At 63.5% G+C, this 18,276-nt stretch carries 19 protein-coding genes and 1 pseudogene; 10 read left to right on the forward strand and 10 right to left on the reverse strand.

Translation table 11 applies throughout. The annotated features are described in order from the left end of the window. Positions 1–14: 14 nt before the first annotated feature. From ASD45_RS07690 to ASD45_RS07695, 3 genes are read right to left on the reverse strand one after another with little or no spacing between them, the layout of a single operon-like run. Positions 15–254: a rhodanese-like domain-containing protein gene (locus ASD45_RS07690; protein WP_056910948.1), complete on the reverse strand. Its 240-nt coding sequence runs from the start codon at positions 252–254 to the stop codon at positions 15–17. Next, positions 227–397, reverse strand: coding sequence for a hypothetical protein (locus ASD45_RS23680; RefSeq protein ID WP_162249395.1), 171 nt, complete (start codon positions 395–397; stop codon positions 227–229). Before ASD45_RS23680 ends, ASD45_RS07690 begins: the two co-directional genes overlap by 28 nt. A gap of 43 nt (positions 398–440) precedes the next feature. Further along, a complete protein-coding gene (locus ASD45_RS07695) occupies positions 441–731 on the reverse strand; it encodes a metalloregulator ArsR/SmtB family transcription factor (RefSeq protein WP_244485241.1) in 291 nt (96 codons plus the stop codon). A 143-nt stretch (positions 732–874) separates the two neighbouring features. On the opposite strand from ASD45_RS07695, the gene ASD45_RS07700 reads away from it, so the two are divergent. Beyond that, the gene (locus ASD45_RS07700) at positions 875–1,759 is read left to right on the forward strand and encodes an MBL fold metallo-hydrolase (protein WP_056910950.1); all 885 of its coding nucleotides are present in this window, start codon (positions 875–877) and stop codon (positions 1,757–1,759) included. A gap of 34 nt (positions 1,760–1,793) precedes the next feature. Here ASD45_RS07700 and ASD45_RS07705 read toward each other — a convergent pair whose 3' ends face one another. Then, positions 1,794–2,771, reverse strand: a complete 978-nt coding sequence (locus tag ASD45_RS07705) for a quinone oxidoreductase (protein WP_056910951.1) — start codon at positions 2,769–2,771, stop codon at positions 1,794–1,796. 94 nt (positions 2,772–2,865) lie between these two features. Between ASD45_RS07705 and ASD45_RS07710 the strand changes: the two genes are divergently transcribed. Further along, complete coding sequence (locus ASD45_RS07710; protein WP_082540709.1) at positions 2,866–3,801, forward strand: LysR family transcriptional regulator; 936 nt, start codon at positions 2,866–2,868, stop codon at positions 3,799–3,801. 31 nt (positions 3,802–3,832) lie between these two features. Here ASD45_RS07710 and phaC read toward each other — a convergent pair whose 3' ends face one another. Then, entirely contained in the window at positions 3,833–5,761 is a 1,929-nt protein-coding gene (gene phaC / locus ASD45_RS07715) for a class I poly(R)-hydroxyalkanoic acid synthase (protein ID WP_082540710.1), read from the reverse strand. 270 nt (positions 5,762–6,031) lie between these two features. On the opposite strand from phaC, the gene ASD45_RS07720 reads away from it, so the two are divergent. The 5 genes from ASD45_RS07720 to recJ all read left to right on the forward strand — a co-directional run bounded on the left by ASD45_RS07720 (position 6,032) and on the right by recJ (position 11,962). Beyond that, positions 6,032–6,403, forward strand: coding sequence for a hypothetical protein (locus tag ASD45_RS07720; protein ID WP_056910952.1), 372 nt, complete (start codon positions 6,032–6,034; stop codon positions 6,401–6,403). A 70-nt stretch (positions 6,404–6,473) separates the two neighbouring features. Further along, positions 6,474–7,691 (forward strand): LL-diaminopimelate aminotransferase, encoded by a 1,218-nt coding sequence (locus ASD45_RS07725; RefSeq protein WP_056910953.1) that lies wholly within the window; start codon positions 6,474–6,476, stop codon positions 7,689–7,691. 4 nt (positions 7,692–7,695) lie between these two features. Then, entirely contained in the window at positions 7,696–9,009 is a 1,314-nt protein-coding gene (locus ASD45_RS07730; RefSeq protein ID WP_056910954.1) for a homoserine dehydrogenase, read from the forward strand. A 22-nt stretch (positions 9,010–9,031) separates the two neighbouring features. Beyond that, positions 9,032–10,024 carry a class II fructose-bisphosphatase gene (glpX, locus tag ASD45_RS07735; protein ID WP_056910955.1) on the forward strand — a complete coding sequence of 331 codons (993 nt, stop codon included), beginning with the start codon at positions 9,032–9,034 and terminating at the stop codon, positions 10,022–10,024. 126 nt (positions 10,025–10,150) lie between these two features. Further along, a complete protein-coding gene (gene recJ / locus ASD45_RS07740) occupies positions 10,151–11,962 on the forward strand; it encodes a single-stranded-DNA-specific exonuclease RecJ (RefSeq protein WP_056910956.1) in 1,812 nt (603 codons plus the stop codon). Here the strand turns inward: recJ and ASD45_RS07745 are convergent. After that, positions 11,954–13,378: a deoxyribodipyrimidine photo-lyase gene (locus ASD45_RS07745; protein WP_056910957.1), complete on the reverse strand. Its 1,425-nt coding sequence runs from the start codon at positions 13,376–13,378 to the stop codon at positions 11,954–11,956. The genes recJ and ASD45_RS07745 overlap by 9 nt on opposite strands. A 49-nt stretch (positions 13,379–13,427) precedes the next feature. After that, positions 13,428–13,757: a hypothetical protein gene (locus ASD45_RS07750; RefSeq protein ID WP_056910958.1), complete on the reverse strand. Its 330-nt coding sequence runs from the start codon at positions 13,755–13,757 to the stop codon at positions 13,428–13,430. 285 nt (positions 13,758–14,042) lie between these two features. Here ASD45_RS07750 and mscL point away from each other — a divergent pair, with 285 nt between their 5' ends. Together mscL and ASD45_RS07760 are read left to right on the forward strand one after the other, a co-directional pair. After that, positions 14,043–14,459: a large conductance mechanosensitive channel protein MscL gene (mscL, locus tag ASD45_RS07755; protein WP_056910959.1), complete on the forward strand. Its 417-nt coding sequence runs from the start codon at positions 14,043–14,045 to the stop codon at positions 14,457–14,459. A 97-nt stretch (positions 14,460–14,556) separates the two neighbouring features. Next, complete coding sequence (locus tag ASD45_RS07760; protein WP_056910960.1) at positions 14,557–14,802, forward strand: hypothetical protein; 246 nt, start codon at positions 14,557–14,559, stop codon at positions 14,800–14,802. A 138-nt stretch (positions 14,803–14,940) separates the two neighbouring features. Here the strand turns inward: ASD45_RS07760 and ASD45_RS07765 are convergent, their stop codons facing one another. The 3 genes and pseudogenes from ASD45_RS07765 to ASD45_RS22965 all read right to left on the reverse strand — a co-directional run bounded on the left by ASD45_RS07765 (position 14,941) and on the right by ASD45_RS22965 (position 17,416). Then, entirely contained in the window at positions 14,941–16,542 is a 1,602-nt protein-coding gene (locus tag ASD45_RS07765; protein WP_056910961.1) for a helicase HerA-like domain-containing protein, read from the reverse strand. 77 nt (positions 16,543–16,619) lie between these two features. After that, positions 16,620–16,964, reverse strand: coding sequence for a metalloregulator ArsR/SmtB family transcription factor (locus ASD45_RS07770; RefSeq protein ID WP_056910962.1), 345 nt, complete (start codon positions 16,962–16,964; stop codon positions 16,620–16,622). A gap of 70 nt (positions 16,965–17,034) precedes the next feature. After that, positions 17,035–17,416, reverse strand: a pseudogene (locus ASD45_RS22965) (transcriptional regulator). A gap of 119 nt (positions 17,417–17,535) precedes the next feature. Between ASD45_RS22965 and ASD45_RS07775 the strand changes: the two are divergent. Further along, positions 17,536–18,270 (forward strand): cytochrome c biogenesis protein CcdA, encoded by a 735-nt coding sequence (locus ASD45_RS07775; RefSeq protein WP_056910963.1) that lies wholly within the window; start codon positions 17,536–17,538, stop codon positions 18,268–18,270. Positions 18,271–18,276 lie beyond the last annotated feature (6 nt).

Below are 18,276 nucleotides of genomic sequence, written 5' to 3' on the forward strand. Positions count from 1 at the left end.
ACTAGCCGCGCGGCCTACGCGCGGAACATCGAGGTGAGCCGCTTCAGCAAGCCGTCCTGGCCGCTTTTGGTTCCGGGCTCGCGCGCCGGCGTTGCCGAGGTGGCGAAACCGGCGCGCTTCCAGCCTTCGATGCCGCCACTCATTACGTAGACGTCGCATTGGCCTGCGGCTGAGGCGAGGCGTCCGGCGTTCATCGCGGTGCGCCCGCCCGACTTGCAGTGATAGATCAGCACCGTATCGCCGGCGCGCAGCACCGAATCCGGTCCGATCTGCGACAAGGCGTGATGGCGCGCGCCGGAATGTTCTCGCCGGCGTACTCGTTGGTCTCGCGGATATCGATCAGCGTGGCGCCAGCCTTGACGAGTTCGGCGGCGCGCTCGGGCGAAATGGTTTTCATTGTTCTTGTCCTGTGGAGAGGGAAGGGCGTGTTATCAGTCCGCCTAGGGGCAGTAGATGTCCTTGAGCAGCGCGAGCAGACGTCCGGCGTGTTCGTCGACGATGCGGTAGTAGATGGTCTGGCCGTCGCGCCGCGTGGCGACGAGGCCGTCGTCGCGCATCTTGGCGAGATGCTGTGACAGCGCCGACTGACTGAGTTCGACGGCTTCGGTCAGCGCGCCGACCGAGGCTTCGCCGACGGAAGCGAGACGACAGAGAATCAGCAGCCGGTTTTCGTTGGCGAGAAGCTTCAGCAGCGAAGCCGCCTCGGCGGCCTTGCGTTCAAGCTGGTTCATGCTCTTATCGGCTGGCAGGGTCTTGGCGACTGACGATGACCGCATCGGGAACCTTTATATTAGGTATTGCTAAATTAGGTATGCCGAATATATCCGTCAAGTCCGGACAGGGTTTCGTCGGGTGAAGATGAAGGAGCGGGGCGATGTCAGAAACTGCACATTCCAAGAAGCCGCAGATCCAGGCGTTTTTCGACGAACCGACCAATACCGTGAGCTATCTGGTGTGGGACGGTGACACGGGCGAAGGTGCGGTGATTGACCCGGTACTCGATTACGATTTTCGCACCGGCGACTGTTCCACAGCATCGGCCGACGCGGTGCTCGCGCGCGCCAACGAACTTGGTGTGAAGATTGGCACGGTATTGGAAACCCATGCTCATGCCGATCATCTGTCCGGCGCGCCGTATATCAAATTGAAGACGGGGGCCAACGTTGCCATCGGCGAACACATCCGCGACGTGCAGAGGATCTTCCGGCCGGTGTTCAACGCCATCGACGTCTCCGGCGACGGCTCCGAATTCGATCACCTGTTCAAGGACGGCGAGCGCTTCAAGATCGGCACTATCGAAGCCGAAGTGATGCACACACCGGGCCATACCCCGGCTTGCGTCTCCTACCGGATCGGTGATGCCGTCTTTGTCGGGGACACCATGTTCATGCCGGATTACGGCACGGCGCGCGCCGACTTCCCCGGTGGCGATGCGCGCGATCTCTACCGCTCGATCAAGCGTGTGCTGTCGTTGCCTCCGGAAACCCGGCTGTTCATGTGCCATGATTACAAGGCGCCGGGCCGCGACGATTATGCCTGGGAGACCACCGTAGGCGAGGAGCGCGCCCGCAACGTGCACGTTCATGACGGCGTGTCAGAAGACGAGTTCGTCGCCATGCGCGAAGCCCGCGACGCCAAGCTTGCGGCGCCGTTGCTGCTGTTGCCGTCGATCCAGGTCAACATCCGTGCCGGCAAATTTCCACCGGCCGAAGTCGACGGCGTGCATTACCTGAAGGTCCCGATCAAGCTGGCGTCGTAGGACACGCTTCGCATTTCGCGTCAGCTTGTTTTCCTTAGTCCGGTATCAACAACAGGCTGCCGGTGGTGCGGCCGGATTCCAGATCGGCCTCAGCTTGAGCGGCTTGAGAAAGCGGATATTCCGCACCGATCTCAGGGACGATGCCGCGGGCCATGACGGCAAATAGATCTGCGGCGGCGACTTTGTAGAGCACCGGATCGGCCGAATAGGCCATGACGCTGGGCCGTGCCAGCGAAATCGAGCGCCGCGGACCAAGTGCTTCGACGGACAAAGGCGGGATCGAACCTGCCGCCTGACCGATACTCGCGACAACGCCAAATGGCCGCACGCAGGCGAGCGTCCGTTGCAGCATGTCACCTCCAATGCCGTCGATGGCATAGTTCACGCCAGCGCCGTTGGTCCGTGCCCGGATTTCCTTCTCGATATCGGCATCTCGGCCAACAATGACGTGATCTGCACCGTGCGCGATTGCCATCTTCGCCTTTTCTGGCGAACTAGCAGTGCCAATCACGGTCGCGCCAAGATGTTTGGCCCAGCGAACCAGCATCGCGCCAAGGCCGCCCGCCGCCGCGTGGACGAGCAGGGTGGTGTTAGGGCCGACGCGATAAATGTGCTTGAGCAGCATGTGAGCCGTCAGTCCCCGCAACATGCTGGCGGCGGCCAGGTGTGTCGAAATCCCGTCGGGCAGCCGAAGCGCGCGGGCCTGCGGCAGCAGGCGCGTCGTCGCATAGGCGCCGATTGGGGCGCCGGCATAAGCGATGCGGTCACCAACCGTTAAACCGGCGACGCCGCTGCCGACGGCCTCGACAATCCCTGCACCCTCGACGCCGAGAACGGCTGGATAGGCGGGAAGCGGGTAGAGACCGCTGCGAAAATAGATATCGATGAAATTGACGCCGATAGCGTCATGCCGGATACGAATCTCGCCTTCATTGGGATGCCGCGGCGCGCAGGGTACCGCTTCAAGGCGGTCGGCCCCGCCCGGGCCGGTCATCCGGATCATCAAATCCATGGTCATTCTCCGTTGTCGAACAGGCCGAAGATGACACCTGCCAATCTGTGTGAAAATCCATATAATTATCCCAATGCATGGGAGAATTCGCACAATGGTCGACTGGGAAGATTTGCGGCATTTCGCGGCTCTGGCTCAATGCGGCAGTTGGTCGGCGGCGGCGCGTCTGCTGCGGGTCGAGCATGCGACCGTTGCCCGCCGGGTTGCGGCGCTGGAGGCCGACCTGAAGCTGAAGCTTGTCGATCGCCGGGGACGCAGGCTGGCTTTGACCGTTGCCGGCCAACAGATGGCGCCTCTGGTCGAGCGGATGCAACGTGCGACGGAGACCATCGACCGCGCCGCCGTTGGCGCGCGCGCCGAATTGGCGGGAACCGTCACCATCAGCGCGCCGCCGGCTTTGGCGGCTGTGATGCTGGTGCAGCCCATGGTCGCGCTCGGCACGCGGCATCCCGAGCTGCGCATTCACATCGTCGGTGAAACGCGGCGTGCCTCGCTCGATCGCCGCGAGGCCGATATCGCTGTGCGGTTAAGCCGGCCAGGCGAAGGGGATCTGACCGTCATCAAGCTAGGTGAGATTGCGTTCCGGCTTTATGCGAGCCCGGCCTATCTCGCGGCCGGGCAACCGGACGATTGGAAGTTCATTGGCTACGATAAGGATATGGAGGCGGCGGAGCACCAGGCCGCGCTGCTGCAATATATGGCCGGCCGGCCATTCGCACTTCGTGTCAGTACGGTGGACATTCAACTGGCTGCGGCCCGGATCGGTGGCGGCGTTGCCATGTTGCCGGATTTCATGGCGGCGGATGACGACCAACTCGCTCTCGTGGCGCGGAATGAACCACCGGTCAGACAAGGTGTTTGGCTGTTGGTTCACACCGAGATGAAAAACGCGGCGCCGATCCGCGTCGTTGCCCACGAACTTCGCGAATACGTGACGCGGCGACTTCGGTCCGGACCGCCCAGGAAACATCTGCCGGAGAAGCATTCCGTCAAGCGGACCAAGGCAAGGCGGCGAACTGTTCGCGCGTAATTGAGGCGATCGATCGAAGTGCGGCCGGCCGTCAGCTTCGCATCTTGACGTAAGAGCCGGGCGCGTCCTCGACCGGCGTCAGCTTGCCGCCGCCGATGACGCGGGCTGGTACTCTTTCGTCGTCGAGGCTCTTGATCCAGTCGAGCCAATCCGGCCACCACGAGCCGGGATGCTCGGTTGCCGTCTCCAGCCAGTTTTCGACGTCGTCGCCTTTCGGCGAGTCGCCGGTCCAGTACTGGTACTTGATCTTCGGCCCCGGCGGATTGATCACGCCGGCGATGTGGCCCGAGCCGGCCAACACATAGCGAACCGGTCCGCCGAAGAACTGCGAGCCATACATCACTGACTTGGCGGGCGCGATATGATCCTCGCGCGTGGCGAGATTGTAGATCGGCACCTTCACCTTGCTCAGCTTCAGTTTGGTGCCGGCCACCTCCATCTCGCCTTTGGTCAGCCGGTTATTGAGATAGCAATTGCGCAGATAGAAGGAGTGGTTCGCCGCCGGCATGCGCGTGGCGTCGGAATTCCAATACAGTAGGTCGAAGGGGTAGGGCTTCTTGCCGCGCAAGTAGTTATTCACAACATAGGGCCAGACCAGGTCGTTCGAGCGCAGCATGTTGAAGGTGTTGGCCATGCGCGAGGCTTCGAGATACCCCGTTTCCTGCATGCGAGCTTCGAGCTGCTTGATGCGCTCTTCATCGACGAAGATCTTCAGGTCGCCGGCATAGGTGAAATCGACCTGTGCGGCGAACATGGTGGCCGAGACGACCGGGTTTTTCTTGTTCGCGGCGAGATAGGCCAGCGTCACCGCGAGCAGGGTGCCGCCGACGCAATAGCCGATGGTGTGGACCTTCTTCTCGCCGGTCGCCTGCTCAACGATGTCGAGCGCGGTGAGCGGGCCTTCCTTCATGTATTCTTCGAAGCTCTTGCGGGCCAAGGCGGCGTTGGGGTTGACCCAGGAGATCACGAAGACGGTAAAGCCGCGGTCGACACACCACTTGATGAAGGACTTCTCCGGCGTGAGGTCGAGGATGTAGAACTTGTTGATCCACGGCGGCACGATCAGCAGCGGGACCTTGAACACCTCGTCGGTTGTCGATTCGTACTGGACGAGCTGCATGAGGTCATTCTGGTAGATGACCTTGCCGGGCGTCAGCGCCAGGTTCTTGCCGACGGCAAAAGTCGCCGGGTCGGTCTGACGGATCCTGAGATTGCCTTCGCCGGCCTCGATGTCCTCGCTCAGCATGGCCATGCCGCGCGCGAGATTCTCGGCATTCGACGTCATCGTCTCGCGCAGCAACTCCGGATTGGTCAACACGAAGTTGGACGGTGAGATCGCATTGGCGAACTGCCGGATATAGAACTCGGCTTTCTGGCGGGTGTGATCGTCGATGCCTTCGGCGCCCTGGACCAACTTCTCGCTCCACTGCACCGTGAGCAGATAAAGCTGTTTGACGAAGTCGTAGAACTGGTTCTGCGACCACTCCGGATCGGCGAACCGTTTGTCCTTCGGATCGGGGCTGACAACGGGCTTGAACTCTTCGCCGGACAGGCGGCGCATCGCGCTCGCCCACAGGTCGAGGTACGACCGGCCGACGCTGGTTTGCAGTTCCAGCGAGCGCTGCGGGTCCGACAGCCAGAATTCCAGGACCTTGGCGACGGTCTTGACGATGTCGGCGACATTCTCGGTGAATTCGTCGCGAACTTTGCCTTCCTCGCGCGGCTTCATGTAGGCGGCGAGTGCCTTGCCGCCGTTCTCAATGACGCGGGCGAGGTTGCGTGAGAAGGCTTCGACATCGACGCTGCCAAAGGCCGGCGGCTCGATCGCCGGGGACGGCGCCCCCGCTTTGGCGGCGGGACCTGCGGACTTCGGCGTCGCATTGGAGGCGACGAGCTTCAGTTCGCCCTGTGGGGTGGCCCCCCGGGCTTCGCCGGTCGTCGTTTCCTTGGACGTTTCCATCGTCATTGTTGTCGTGTCCCCGAACCAGACTTGGCCCGGAGTCTTGGCCATCGCAAGGCGCCTTTTGCGGCAATTCTGCGCCAATTATTCGCATAATGGCAGCGCGCGAAGCACCTTGCTGCCGCCATATTAGCCGGATAGCGCAAATATGCTATAATTCATTGAGTCTGCACCGATTTTTCGGACCGCAGGGAGCCGAACTATTCCGGCTGGAACTGGCGACTCGAAGACGCGATGAGGGACTGGTTGAGACATCGGCGGATCACGAGCTTGGCGCTGGCCGCTGTTTTGCCGATCGCGGCGCAACTGGCGCTGTCGGGCTGTGCCCAAGGCGGGATGGGTGACGCTCTGCCGCACGCGCTCGGCGGTCTGCCGGATGGCGCGCCAAAGCCGCCCACTCAGTCCTACAGCTACCCCAACGTCTACGGTAAGCCGGCCGCCAGGCCGGATGCGCCGCTGGACGACCAGCAGCAGTTGAATATGCAGAAGGACCTGCAGAAGCTGCGCGACGAACACGAGAAGTTGTCGGCCGATCCGACCCTGCCGCCGCCGGACGTTCCGACGCCCGCCCCGGCGCCGGTAAAAAAGAAGCCTGCCGCCCCGAAAGCCGGACAGGCCTCTGGCGCAAAAACGAACCCATGATAAAAGCCAGCCGGGGTTAGCAAAGCCAGCCGGAGAGGGCGGCTTAAGGCTCCAGCCAAGGTCCGAAACGATGGAAGAATTCTACCGCATCCGCCGTCTGCCGCCGTACGTGTTCGAAGAGGTGAACCGCGCCAAGGCCAAGGCCCGGAACGCCGGTGCAGACATTATCGACCTCGGCATGGGCAACCCCGATCTGCCCGCACCGCAGCATGTCATCGACAAGCTCAAGGAAACCCTGGGCAAGCCGCGGACCGACCGCTATTCGGCGTCGCGCGGTATTCCCGGCCTGCGTAAGGCGCAAGCGGCGTATTATGAACGCCGCTTCGGCGTGAAGCTCAATGCCGATACCCAGGTCATCGCCACGCTCGGCTCGAAGGAGGGCTTCGCCAACATGGCGCAGGCCATTACCGCGCCGGGCGACGTCATTCTCGTTCCCGATCCGAGCTATCCGATCCATGCCTTCGGTTTTCTGATGGCGGGCGGCGTCATCCGCTCGGTGCCGTCAGAGCCGACGCCGGATTTCTTCGCCCATGTCGAGCGCGCCATCCGCCACTCGATTCCGAAGCCGATCGCGATCGTCGTCTGCTATCCGTCGAACCCGACGGCATTCGTCGCAAGCCTCGACTTCTACAAGGACCTCGTTGCCTTTGCGAAGAAGCACGAAATCTTCATCCTGTCGGATCTGGCTTACGCCGAAGTGTTCTTCGACGGCGAGCCGCCGCCGTCGGTACTGCAGGTACCGGGCGCGATCGACGTCACCGTCGAGTTCACGTCCATGTCGAAGACGTTCTCGATGGCCGGCTGGCGCATGGGCTTTGCCGTCGGCAACGACCGGCTGATCGCGGCGCTCGGCCGCGTTAAATCCTATCTCGACTATGGCGCCTTCACGCCCATCCAGGTCGCTGCCGCAGCGGCGCTCAACGGTCCGGACGAGTGCGTTCGCGAGATGCGCGACATCTACACCAAGCGTCGCGACGTAATGATCGACAGTTTCTCGCGCGCTGGCTGGAATGTGCCGGCTCCCAGTGCATCGATGTTCGCCTGGTCGCCGATCCCGGAGCCTTTCCGCGAGATGGGCTCGGTGGAATTCTCCAAGCTCCTCGTCGAAAAAGCCGAGGTCGCGGTGTCACCTGGCACCGGCTTCGGCGAGCGCGGCGAAGGCTTCGTGCGTATTGCGCTCGTCGAGAACGAGCAGCGCATCCGCCAGGCTGCGCGCAACATCAAACGTTTCCTCGAGACGGCGCCGACGCAGCTCCATAACGTCGTACCGCTGGCGACGCGGCGTTAATCCCATGGTCCAACCATTGAGAGTTGGCGTCGCCGGGCTCGGCACGGTTGGCGCCGCCCTGATCGCCCAGATCGCGGCCCAACGCGGCACGCTGGCGGCGCGCTGTGGCCGCGCCATCGAGGTGGTCGCGGTGTCGGCGCGTTCGCGCACCAAGAACCGCGGCATCGATCTGAAGAAGATGAAGTGGTTCTCCGATCCGGTCGAACTTGCCGGCTATGACGGCATTGACGTGTTCGTCGAACTGATGGGCGGATCGGGCGATCCGGCCAAGACCGCGGTCGAATACGCGCTCGCCTCCGGCAAGTCGGTGGTGACGGCGAACAAGGCGCTGCTGGCCAAGCACGGCTTCAAGCTTGCGCAACTGGCCGAGAAGTCCAACGTCTCGCTGAATTATGAAGCCGCGGTCGCCGCCGCCATTCCGGTGATCAAGACCTTGCGCGAAGGGCTTGCCGGCAACGCCATCAACCGCATCTACGGCATCCTCAATGGCACCTGCAATTACATCCTGACGCGGATGGAGCAGGAGGGGCTGTCTTACGCCGATTGTCTCGCCGACGCTCAGCGGCTGGGCTATGCCGAGGCCGATCCCACCTTCGACGTCGAAGGCTTCGACACCGCGCAAAAGCTGGCGCTGCTCGCCAGTCTCGCTTTCGGCAGCAAGGTCGATGAGAATGCCATCTACGTCGAGGGTATTTCCTCGATCGCGCCGGCCGATCTCGCCGCCGCCGACGAACTCGGCTACCGCATCAAACTGCTGGGTGTTGCCGTGCGCACGGCGAAGGGCATCGAGCAGCGCGTGCATCCGACCATGGTGCGCAAGGACTCCTCGATCGCGCAGGTGATGGGTGTCACCAACGCCGTCACTATCGACGCCGAAGGCATCAATCCGATCACCTTGGTCGGTCCAGGCGCCGGCGGCGCGGCAACTGCGTCAGCAGTCCTGTCCGATATTGCCGACATCGCGCGCGGCGCCAAGACCGCGCCGTTCGGCCGGCCGACGGCCAAGCTCGCGGTCGTGAAGAAAGCGCCGATGCAGCGCCACGAGGGCGGTTATTACATCCGCCTCGAAGCTCGCGACAAGCCCGGCACCGCCGCGACTATCGCCAAGCGGCTGGCTGAGCAGGACATTTCGCTGGAATCCATCGTGCAACGTCATCCCAAGGGCGAGGTTGCGCCGAAGTCGAAAAGCGGCTCCGTGCCGGTTATCCTGATCACCTACGCCACCAGTGAGGACGCGGTGCGCAAGGCGCTCGCCGCGGTGGGGCGCGATCGGGTGATTTCCGGCCGGCCGCAAGTCATTCGCATCGAGAAGAATTAGTCAGTTACGAGGGGACCATCCGATGGCTTCGATTACCATTCAGCCCGAACTGCTGCTGGAGCGCATTCTGACGCTGGAGATCGTGCGCGTCACCGAACGCGCCGCGGTGTCCGCTGCGCGGCTGCGCGGCCGCGGGCTCGACAAGGCCTCCGATCAGGCCGCGGTCGATGCCATGCGCCGCGAGCTCAACAAGCTGCCCATCGACGGGACGGTCGTGATCGGCGAGGGCGAGATCGACGAAGCGCCGATGCTGTTCATCGGTGAGAAAGTCGGCAACAAAAACGGTCCTAAGGTCGATATCGCCGTCGATCCGCTCGAAGGCACCGTGCTGTGCGCCAAGAACATGCCGGGCTCGATCGCCACCATCGCGATGGCGGACGGCGGCACGCTGCTGCACGCACCGGACTGCTATATGGACAAGATCGCCATCGGCCCGGGCTATCCCAAGGGCACGGTCGATCTCGATGCCTCGACAGAAGATAACATCATCAGCCTCGCCAAGGCCAAGGGCGTGAAGCCCTCGGAGATCACGGCCATCCTGCTCGATCGGCCGCGCCATGCCGACAAGATCGCGGCGATCCGCAAGCTAGGCGCGGCGGTGTCGCTGATCTCGGACGGCGACGTCGCCGGCGTCATCCATTGCGCCGAAGCGAAGACCGGCATCGACATCTATCTCGGTTCGGGCGGGGCGCCGGAAGGCGTGCTGTCGGCGGCGGCGCTGCGCTGCATCGGCGGCCAGATGCAGACCCGCCTGGTCATCGACACCGAGGCGCTGCAGGAGCGCATCAAGAAGATGGGCATCAAGGACGCCAAGAAAAAGTACGAGATCGAGGACATGGTGAAGGGCGATTGCCTGTTCGCCGCCACCGGCGTCACCACCGGCGCGATGCTCAAGGGCGTCACCTTCGGCAAGGACGTGATCGAGACCGAGACCGTGGTCATGCGCTCGACCACCGGCACCGTCCGCCGCGTCATCGGCGAACACCGCCAACTCGGGAAGTTTCATTTGGATTGAGGCGTAAGCCCTGAGCTGTCATTCCGGGCCGCGACCGTAGGTCGCCACCCCGGAATGACTTGGTGGCTATACACAGGCCATTGCTGCCGCCGTGCAGCCACCCGCCAAAGCGCCTATATTCCCGGCATGGCCCTGCCTGCCGCCACCTTCGACGAACGCGACCGCTATTTCCTCGGCGTGGAGAAATCCGCGACCGGGCGGGCGTGGCGCGACCGGCTTGACGACCGCGGCCTCGCGCGTGCGACCACGATGACGCAGCGCTTCGGCACGCCGGAGCTTTTGGCCCGCGTGCTGGCCGGGCGCGGCGTCGAAGTCGATGAGGTCGGGGCTTATCTCGATCCGACCGTGAAGAACCTGATGCCGGATCCGTCGGTGCTCGCCGGCATGGACGCGGCGGCGGCGCGGCTGGCCGATGCCATTCAGCGCAACGAGAAGGTCGCCATCTTCGGCGATTACGATGTCGATGGCGCGACCTCGTCGGCGCTGCTGGCGCGCTTCATGCGCAGTTGCGGTCTCGATCCTATCGTCCACATTCCCGACCGCATCTTCGAAGGCTACGGCCCGAATGCCGACGCCATCCGCTCCTTCGCCGAGCGTGGTGCCACGCTCCTGGTGACGGTCGATTGCGGCACCACCAGCCATGTCGTGCTGGCGGAGGCCGCGACGCTCGGTCTGCAATCCATCGTGCTCGATCATCATCTCGCCGACGAAGTGCTGCCGCCGGCGGTGGCGGTGGTCAACGCCAACCGCGCCGACGATATTTCCGGGCTCGGCTATCTCGCGGCCTGCGGCATCGTGTTCATGACGCTGGTGGCGCTGACCCGCGAGCTGCGGCGACGCGGATACTTCGACGCCCGCAAGGCGCCGGATCTGCTGTCGATGCTGGATCTCGTTGCGCTCGGCACGGTGGCCGATGTGGTGCCGCTCAAGGGGCTCAACCGCGCCTTCGTTGCCAAGGGCCTTATCGCGATGCGGCGCCGCGAGCAGATTGGGCTCACTGCGCTGATGGACGCCTCGCGCCTCAGCGGTCCACCGGAAGCATTTCACCTGGGCTTCATGCTCGGTCCGCGTATCAATGCCGGCGGTCGCATCGGCCGCGCCGATCTCGGCGCACGGCTGATGCTGGAAGACGATTCGACCGAGGCCGCGCGCATCGCGGTCGAGCTCGACCGCCTCAACCACGAACGCCGCGCCATCGAGGTTGCCGCCGTCGAGCAGGCCGAAGCCGAGGCACTGGCCGCGCTCGGGCTGGAAGAGAAGGGCGCGGTCGTCGTCACCGCGCAGGCCGGCTGGCATCCGGGCGTCGTCGGTCTCGTTGCGGCGCGGCTGAAGGAGCGCTTCGGCCGGCCGTCCTTTGCCATTTCGCTGGAGCCCGGCGGCACCGGCACCGGCTCGGGCCGCTCGATTCCCGGCGTCGATCTCGGCCGCGCCGTGCGCGAAGCCGTGCATCAGGGGCTGCTGGTGAAGGGCGGCGGCCACGCCATGGCCGCGGGCATCACCGTGCGCAAGGACGGGCTCGGGCCGTTCCGCGCCTTCATGGAAGAGACACTGTCCGCTGCTGTCGAGGCGGCGCGGCGCGAGACCGCGCTCAAGATCGACGGCGCGGTCAGCGCCGGCGCGGTCAATACCGAATTGTGCGCGCTGCTGGCGAAAGCCGGGCCATACGGCGCCGGCAATCCGGAGCCCGTCCTGGCGCTGCCGTCGCATACTTTGGCCTATGTCGATCCGGTCGGCGAGAACCACATCCGCGCGCGCTTGCGTTCCGGGGATGGCCAGTTCGTCAACGCCATCTGTTTCCGCTGCGTCGGCACGCCGCTCGGCAAGGCGCTCATCGATAATCGCGGCCGCGCGATGCACGTCGCTGGTTATCTCACCGTCGATCGCTGGCAGGGCGCCGAACGCGTGCAGATGCGGATCGTGGATGTGGCGCTAGCCTGACGTTTTGACGGACTTGCGCACCTTCTTATAGCCCTCCAGCGCGGCCTTGCGCGCTTCGTCGTGATCGACGATGGGCTTAGGATAATCTTTGCCGAGCGCGATGCCGGCTTCCTTCAAAACATCCGCATCCGCCTTGAACGGCGCGTGGATAAATTTGTCCGGCAGCTTTGAAAGCTCCGGGCACCAGCGCCGCACGTAATCGCCGTTAGGATCGAACTTCTCGCCCTGCGTCATCGGGTTGAAGATGCGGAAATAGGGCGATGCATCGGCGCCGGAGCCGGCGACCCACTGCCAGCCGAAGGCGTTGTTGGCGAGATCGGCATCGACGAGGGTGTCCCAGAACCAACTCTCGCCAAGCCGCCAGTCAAGCCGCAAATGCTTGATCAAGAAGCTCGCCGTGATCATGCGCACGCGGTTGTGCATGAAGCCGGTGTGCCAGAGTTCGCGCATGCCTGCGTCGACCACCGGATAGCCGGTGAGGCCGCGCTGCCACGCCTTCAAGTCCTTCTTGCTGTCAAGCCAGGGATAGGCATCGAAAGCATCGCGCCAGTTCTCGTCCGGAAATGTCGGGAAGTGGTAGAGCACATGATGGGCGAATTCGCGCCAGCCGACTTCGCTCAAGAATTTCGTAGCGCCGGATTGCGTCGCCTTGCTGTCGAGATCCGATTGCAGCCGCGCGTAGATCTGCCGCGGCGATATTTCGCCAAAATGCAGGTGCGGCGACAGCCGCGACGTGGACGGCTTGTCCGGCCGGTCGCGCATCTCGCCATAGGACACAAGATCGCCGCCGAGAAAATTCTCGATGCGTTCGAGAGCGCCTTGCTCGCCAGGCGTCCAGTACTGGTCGAAGCCCTTGGCCCAGTCAGGCTTGGTCGGCGTGAGATCCCAGTCCTCCAGCTTTTCGCTCGAGCCGAGGCGGTGCGCGTCGATCGCCTTCGGTTTGGCCACCGGAGCGGCAAACTCACGCGCCTGCGCCGCACGCCAGTAGGGCGTGAACACCTTGTACGGTCCGCCGCCACCGGTCTTGATCTCCCACGGCTCGTGGAGCAGGGCGGCGTTGAAGCTTTGCGCCTCGATGCCGTCCTTCTTCAGGCGATTCTTGATGGCCGTATCGCGGGCTACGGCATGCGCGTCGTAGCAGCGGTTCCAATAGACCGCCGACACCTTCGCTTCCGCGGCCAGCTTTGGCAGCAGCTTCTTCGGATCGCCGCGATAGAAGGACAGGGTGCCCAGCTCTTGGCGCAATGCGCCGAGGCTGTGATGCAGCCACCAGCGGCTGGCCGCGCCGGGTCCCCAGGTCTTATCAGTGTCGTCGAGAATGAAGATCGGCACGACAGGGCCGCGCGCAGCCGCCGCCACAAGGGCGGGGTTGTCGCGCAGCCGCAAATCCTGGCGGAACCAGACAAGCGTCGTCATGTGCCGCTTATACGGCGGCACGACAGCCTGGGATCAAGCGGCGGCTGATTTAGTGGTTGAGGAGAGCGGCCCGCGCCCCGGCGGGAATGACGCGGCGGGTTGGCTTGCGCTCGACGACGATCGTGCGCGGCGCGGTCGCCGAACCGGTGAATACCACGGACTTCTGCGGTTCCTTGCGCTGCGGCGCCATTTTCATGATCTCGGCTCGCACCTGTTCGACGGGCAACCCCATGAGCGCGGCGGCGAATTCGGCCTGCTGGTCGACATCATCGATGAAACCCCGCGCGGCCTCAATGGCCTCGGCCAATGTCGGCTTCTCGTCGCGCACGCGGCGCTTGCCGTATTTGGTGTTCCAAGTTTCGCTGTTGTTTTTGCTCATGAATTCGCCCCGGGCGGCCCGTGAATCGCGCGCACTATGGCTCATCTTGTGCAATGCAGCAAATCAGACCTGCGTTGCATTTCGACCCGATAGATAGGCGCTCCGCCCGGCGTCCGTAGGGGGAGCACCGCAAATGCCACACATTTCGCCACAGTTTTCAACAGCCATGGTACCGAACTACCAAACTGCCATGAGTCTCGCCTAGACACATTGTCAGAGCCAAGAAACCCACCGAACATCGCCTGGTTACGGCGCTATCGGTCATTGTCACAGGGAATGCGGGCGATGTTTGACGAATTCAAAAAATTCGCGTTGCGCGGCAACGTCGTCGATCTGGCAGTCGGCGTCATCATCGGCGCCGCCTTCGGCTCGATCGTGTCGTCGCTGGTCGCCGACATCATCAACCCGATCATCGGCGCGATCACGGGCGGGCTGGATTTCTCCAACCACTACATTCCGCTGTCGTCAAAGGTTCAAGCCGGTCTGGCTTATGCCGATGCCAAGAAACAAGGAGCGGTGCTCGGCTGGGGTCAGTTCCTGACCGTAACCATCAATTTCCTCATCGTCGCGTGGGTCCTCTTCATGGCCATCCGGGCCATCAACAAGCTCAGGCGCGACCAGCCGCCGCCGCCACCACCGCAGGCGCCGTCCGAAGAAGTGAAGCTGCTTGCGGAAATTCGCGACGCCATCAAAGCCAGGTGACAGGTGAACTACAAAGCCCGAGGCAATTCACGGCCGGTTCAGCTTTGCGGAGCCAGGCTGAACGTTATCCGGGTGTGCCGGACAAAGGGAGAGAACCATGAAGCGCTTGATGCTCGCTGCCCTGATCGCGACCTTCGCTGCCGGCTCGGCCTTCGCCGAATCCGCCTGTGAGTTGAAAGCCGTCAGCAAGGACGGCAAGCCGCTCGCCGGTGCCGCGAAGACGAGCTTCGTCAAGAAGTGCAAGGAAGACACCTGCACGCCAAAGGCGGTCAGCAAGGATGGCAAGCCGCTCGCCGGCGCGGCCAAGGCATCCTTCATGAAGAAGTGCGAAGCGGAGTCGTAACCCGCCGTCATTCGGGACACGCGCAAGAGCGCTAAACGCGCGCTTTCGACGCGATGTGGCGCGTGAGCCCGGAATCCAGATCGAATTATGTGTCTCTGAATTCCGGGTTCGCGGGACGTGCTCGCGACCCGGATGAGATTATCTCCGCAGCATCCCGCCCAGGGTGCCGCGTACGATGGCACGACCGATCGTCGAGCCCGTCCGGCCGCCGAGTGATTTTCCGAGATCCGCCGCGATCTGACCGGCGACGCGGTTGGTGATCGAACGGGTCACTTCGCGGGCCACATATTGGGTCGTCGACAGTTTCTGACCGCGTGGCCGGTTGGTGCCGAAAATGCCGCCGATCAGGCCACCAAGACCGCCGAGGAGGCCGCCACCGGTTGGCGCTTCCTGCGGCTGACCGGGAGCTTGGGGCAGGCCCTGTCCCTGATTGGGCGCCGGCGCCGCCTGTCCCTTGGCTCGCGCCTGCAGCATTTCGTAAGCGGAATCGGAATCGACCGCGTTGTCGTACTTGCCCTTGATAGGGCTCGCCTGAATGATGGTCTTACGCTCGTCCGGCGTGATGACGCCGAGACGCGCCGATGGGGGCCGGATCATCGCGCGCTCGACAAGGGATGGCACGCCATTGCCTTCGAGGAACGATACCAAGGCTTCGCCCTTGCCGAGCTCCATGATTACTTTTGCGGTGTCGAGCTTCGGATTCGGCCGGAAGGTTTCGGCCGCCGCTCTCACCGCCTTCTGATCGCGCGGCGTGAAGGCGCGCAGCGCGTGCTGCACCCGGTTTCCCATTTGCGCCAGGACCTTATCCGGCACGTCGAGCGGATTCTGGGTGACGAAATAAACGCCGATGCCCTTGGAACGGACCAGTCGGACGACCTGTTCGATCTTGTCGAGCAGCGCCTTCGGCGCGTCGGTGAACAGCAGATGGGCCTCATCGAAGAAGAAGACGAGCTTCGGTTTGTCGGGATCGCCGACTTCGGGCAGTTGCTCGAACAGTTCGGACAGCAGCCACAGCAGGAAGGTCGCGTAAAGCCGCGGGCTTTCCATCAGTTTGTCGGCGGCGAGGATATTGACGTAGCCGCGGCCGTCGCGATCGGTCTTCATGAAATCGGCGAGCTGCAGCGCCGGCTCGCTGAAGAACTTGGTGCCGCCCTGATTTTCGAGGACAAGAAGCTGGCGCTGAATGGTGCCCACGGTCGCTTTCGACACGTTGCCGTATTGCGTCGTCAGTTCGGCTGCGTTGTCGGCGACCAGCGACAACACCGCGCGCAGATCCTTGAGGTCGAGCAGCAGCAGGCCCTGTTCGTCGGCGATACGGAAGACGATGTTCAGCACGCCTTCCTGCACGTCATTCAGGTCGAGCAGGCGGGCGAGCAGCAGCGGGCCCATTTCGGAAATCGTTGCGCGGATCGGATGGCCCTGTTCGCCGAAGAGATCCCAGAAAACCACGGGAAAGCGGTCAGGCTGGTAGTCGAAGCCCATGGACTTGGCGCGGGTGACGAACGCTTCCTTGGCTTCGCCGGCCTCGGCGATACCGGATAGGTCGCCTTTGATGTCGGCGGCGAAGACCGGCACGCCGGCGTTGGAAAATCCTTCGGCCAGAATCTGCAGGCTCACGGTCTTGCCGGTGCCGGTGGCGCCAGTGACGAGGCCGTGACGATTGGCCAGTTTCAAAGTGAGATATTCGGCCTTTTCGCCTTTGCCGACGAAAATTTGGCCATCCGGGTCGATCCCCGCCATCGCTTCACGCTCCGCACGATTCCCGCTGATGAGGCCAACATGCCCGATCTGGCAGGGCCCGGCAAACCGGCGCGCGCTCAGCGCTTGCGCTGCTTGCGGCAGAAGACGTCGTAGACCGCGCCAATGACGACGCGTGCTTCCTCGCTGGCGAGGCTGTAATAGATCGTCTTGCCGTCGCGCCGCGTCGCGACCAGTCCGTCGCCGCGCAGACGCGCGAGCTGCTGCGAAACGGTAGGCTGACGAAGCGACAGAATTTCTTCCAGCTCGCTGACCGACTTCTCGCCTTCGGCGAGAATGCACAGGATCATCAGGCGGCTCTCATGCGCCAGCGCTTTGAGGAATTCGCTCGCGCGCTTGGCGTTCACCGCCATGCGGTCGAGCTCATGCGTGCGCTCGATTTTGTCCAGGTGCTGTAATTCCATCGAACTATCCTGAAGCGGCGGCGCGGGGCGTAACGGTCGGTATTGCCTGAGCTGAGGAGTCTACTGAGGTTTATCGGGCTTTGCGCGTTGAATTTTCGGGAGGTATTGCCTCACCACCAGACTTTTGCGCGTCGTCGAGTTTGGTCATCAGGACGCCAAGCAGGCCCCAGAAGTGATCGTCGCCGGGATAGCCGCGAATACGGCCGATTGGGAGTCAGGCGCTCCGGTGTAATGAAAGCGAGGTCGGCGGGCAGGGCTCCGCCGCTGTCGACGCGGCGCAGCGGCGCGCGCTTGCCCTCGTCGGTCTTCGGGTAAATGGGAGCTACTTCCGCGTTGAAGCGCGCGCACCACGCGCAGCCGGCATCCTCGAACATGACAAGCTCGGCCGCGCCGGTCGGCGTCGCGAGGAGCGCGAGGGCAACGGCGGCGATCCGTGAAAGCGAGGTAGCGATCGAGGTCAGGGCGGTCAAAGGCGTGCTCGGAATGGAATGAATCCGTGGATAAGCAGAGGCATTTCGATTGGCGATCCGATATATCACTAAATTCGAATGTCTGAAATGAGCGATCTGCCATGAGCCTGGACGTTTCCGCGGGTGGCGCCTTCTTGGCCGGACTGCTGTCCTTCTTCTCGCCCTGCGTCTTGCCGCTGGTACCGCCTTATCTTGCCTACATGGGCGGCGTTTCGGTGACGGAACTGCGCGACGGCGAGGGCGCCGGCCGCCGCTGGCATGTCCTGCTGACAGCGCTGGCCTTTGTGGGCGGGTTTGCGGTGGTGTTCGTGGTGCTCGGCGCCACGGCGTCGATAATCGGCATGGCGGTCAACGCTTGGCTCGGCGTGCTGAGCTATGTCGCCGGCGGCCTGATCGTGGTCATGGGATTGCACTTCCTCGGCGTCCTGCGCATCGGGCTGCTCGACCGCACCGCGCGGGTCGGCGTGACGCAGAAGCCGGCAGGCCTGCTCGGCGCCTTCGTCATCGGCTTGGCCTTCGGCTTCGGCTGGAGCCCGTGCGTCGGCCCGGTGCTGGCGGCGATTCTGCTGATCGCCGGCGCCGCCGAGAGCGCCGCCGAGGGCGCCAGACTGCTGCTGATCTATTCGCTCGGCATCGGCGTGCCGTTTCTGGTCGCCGCGGCGTTCGCCGGCGCCTTCATGCGCTGGACCGCGCGCTTTCACGAACGCCTGGCGCTGATCGAGAAGGCGATGGGAGCCTTCCTGGTGCTCGCCGGCATTCTGGTTTTCACCGGCCAGATGCCGACCATCGCCAACTGGTTGATCGAGACCTTCCCGAGCTTGGGGAAAATCGGCTGAAACGCC

This window comes from Pseudolabrys sp. Root1462, from assembly GCF_001426945.1.
Taxonomy (GTDB): Bacteria; Pseudomonadota; Alphaproteobacteria; order Rhizobiales; family Xanthobacteraceae; genus Pseudolabrys.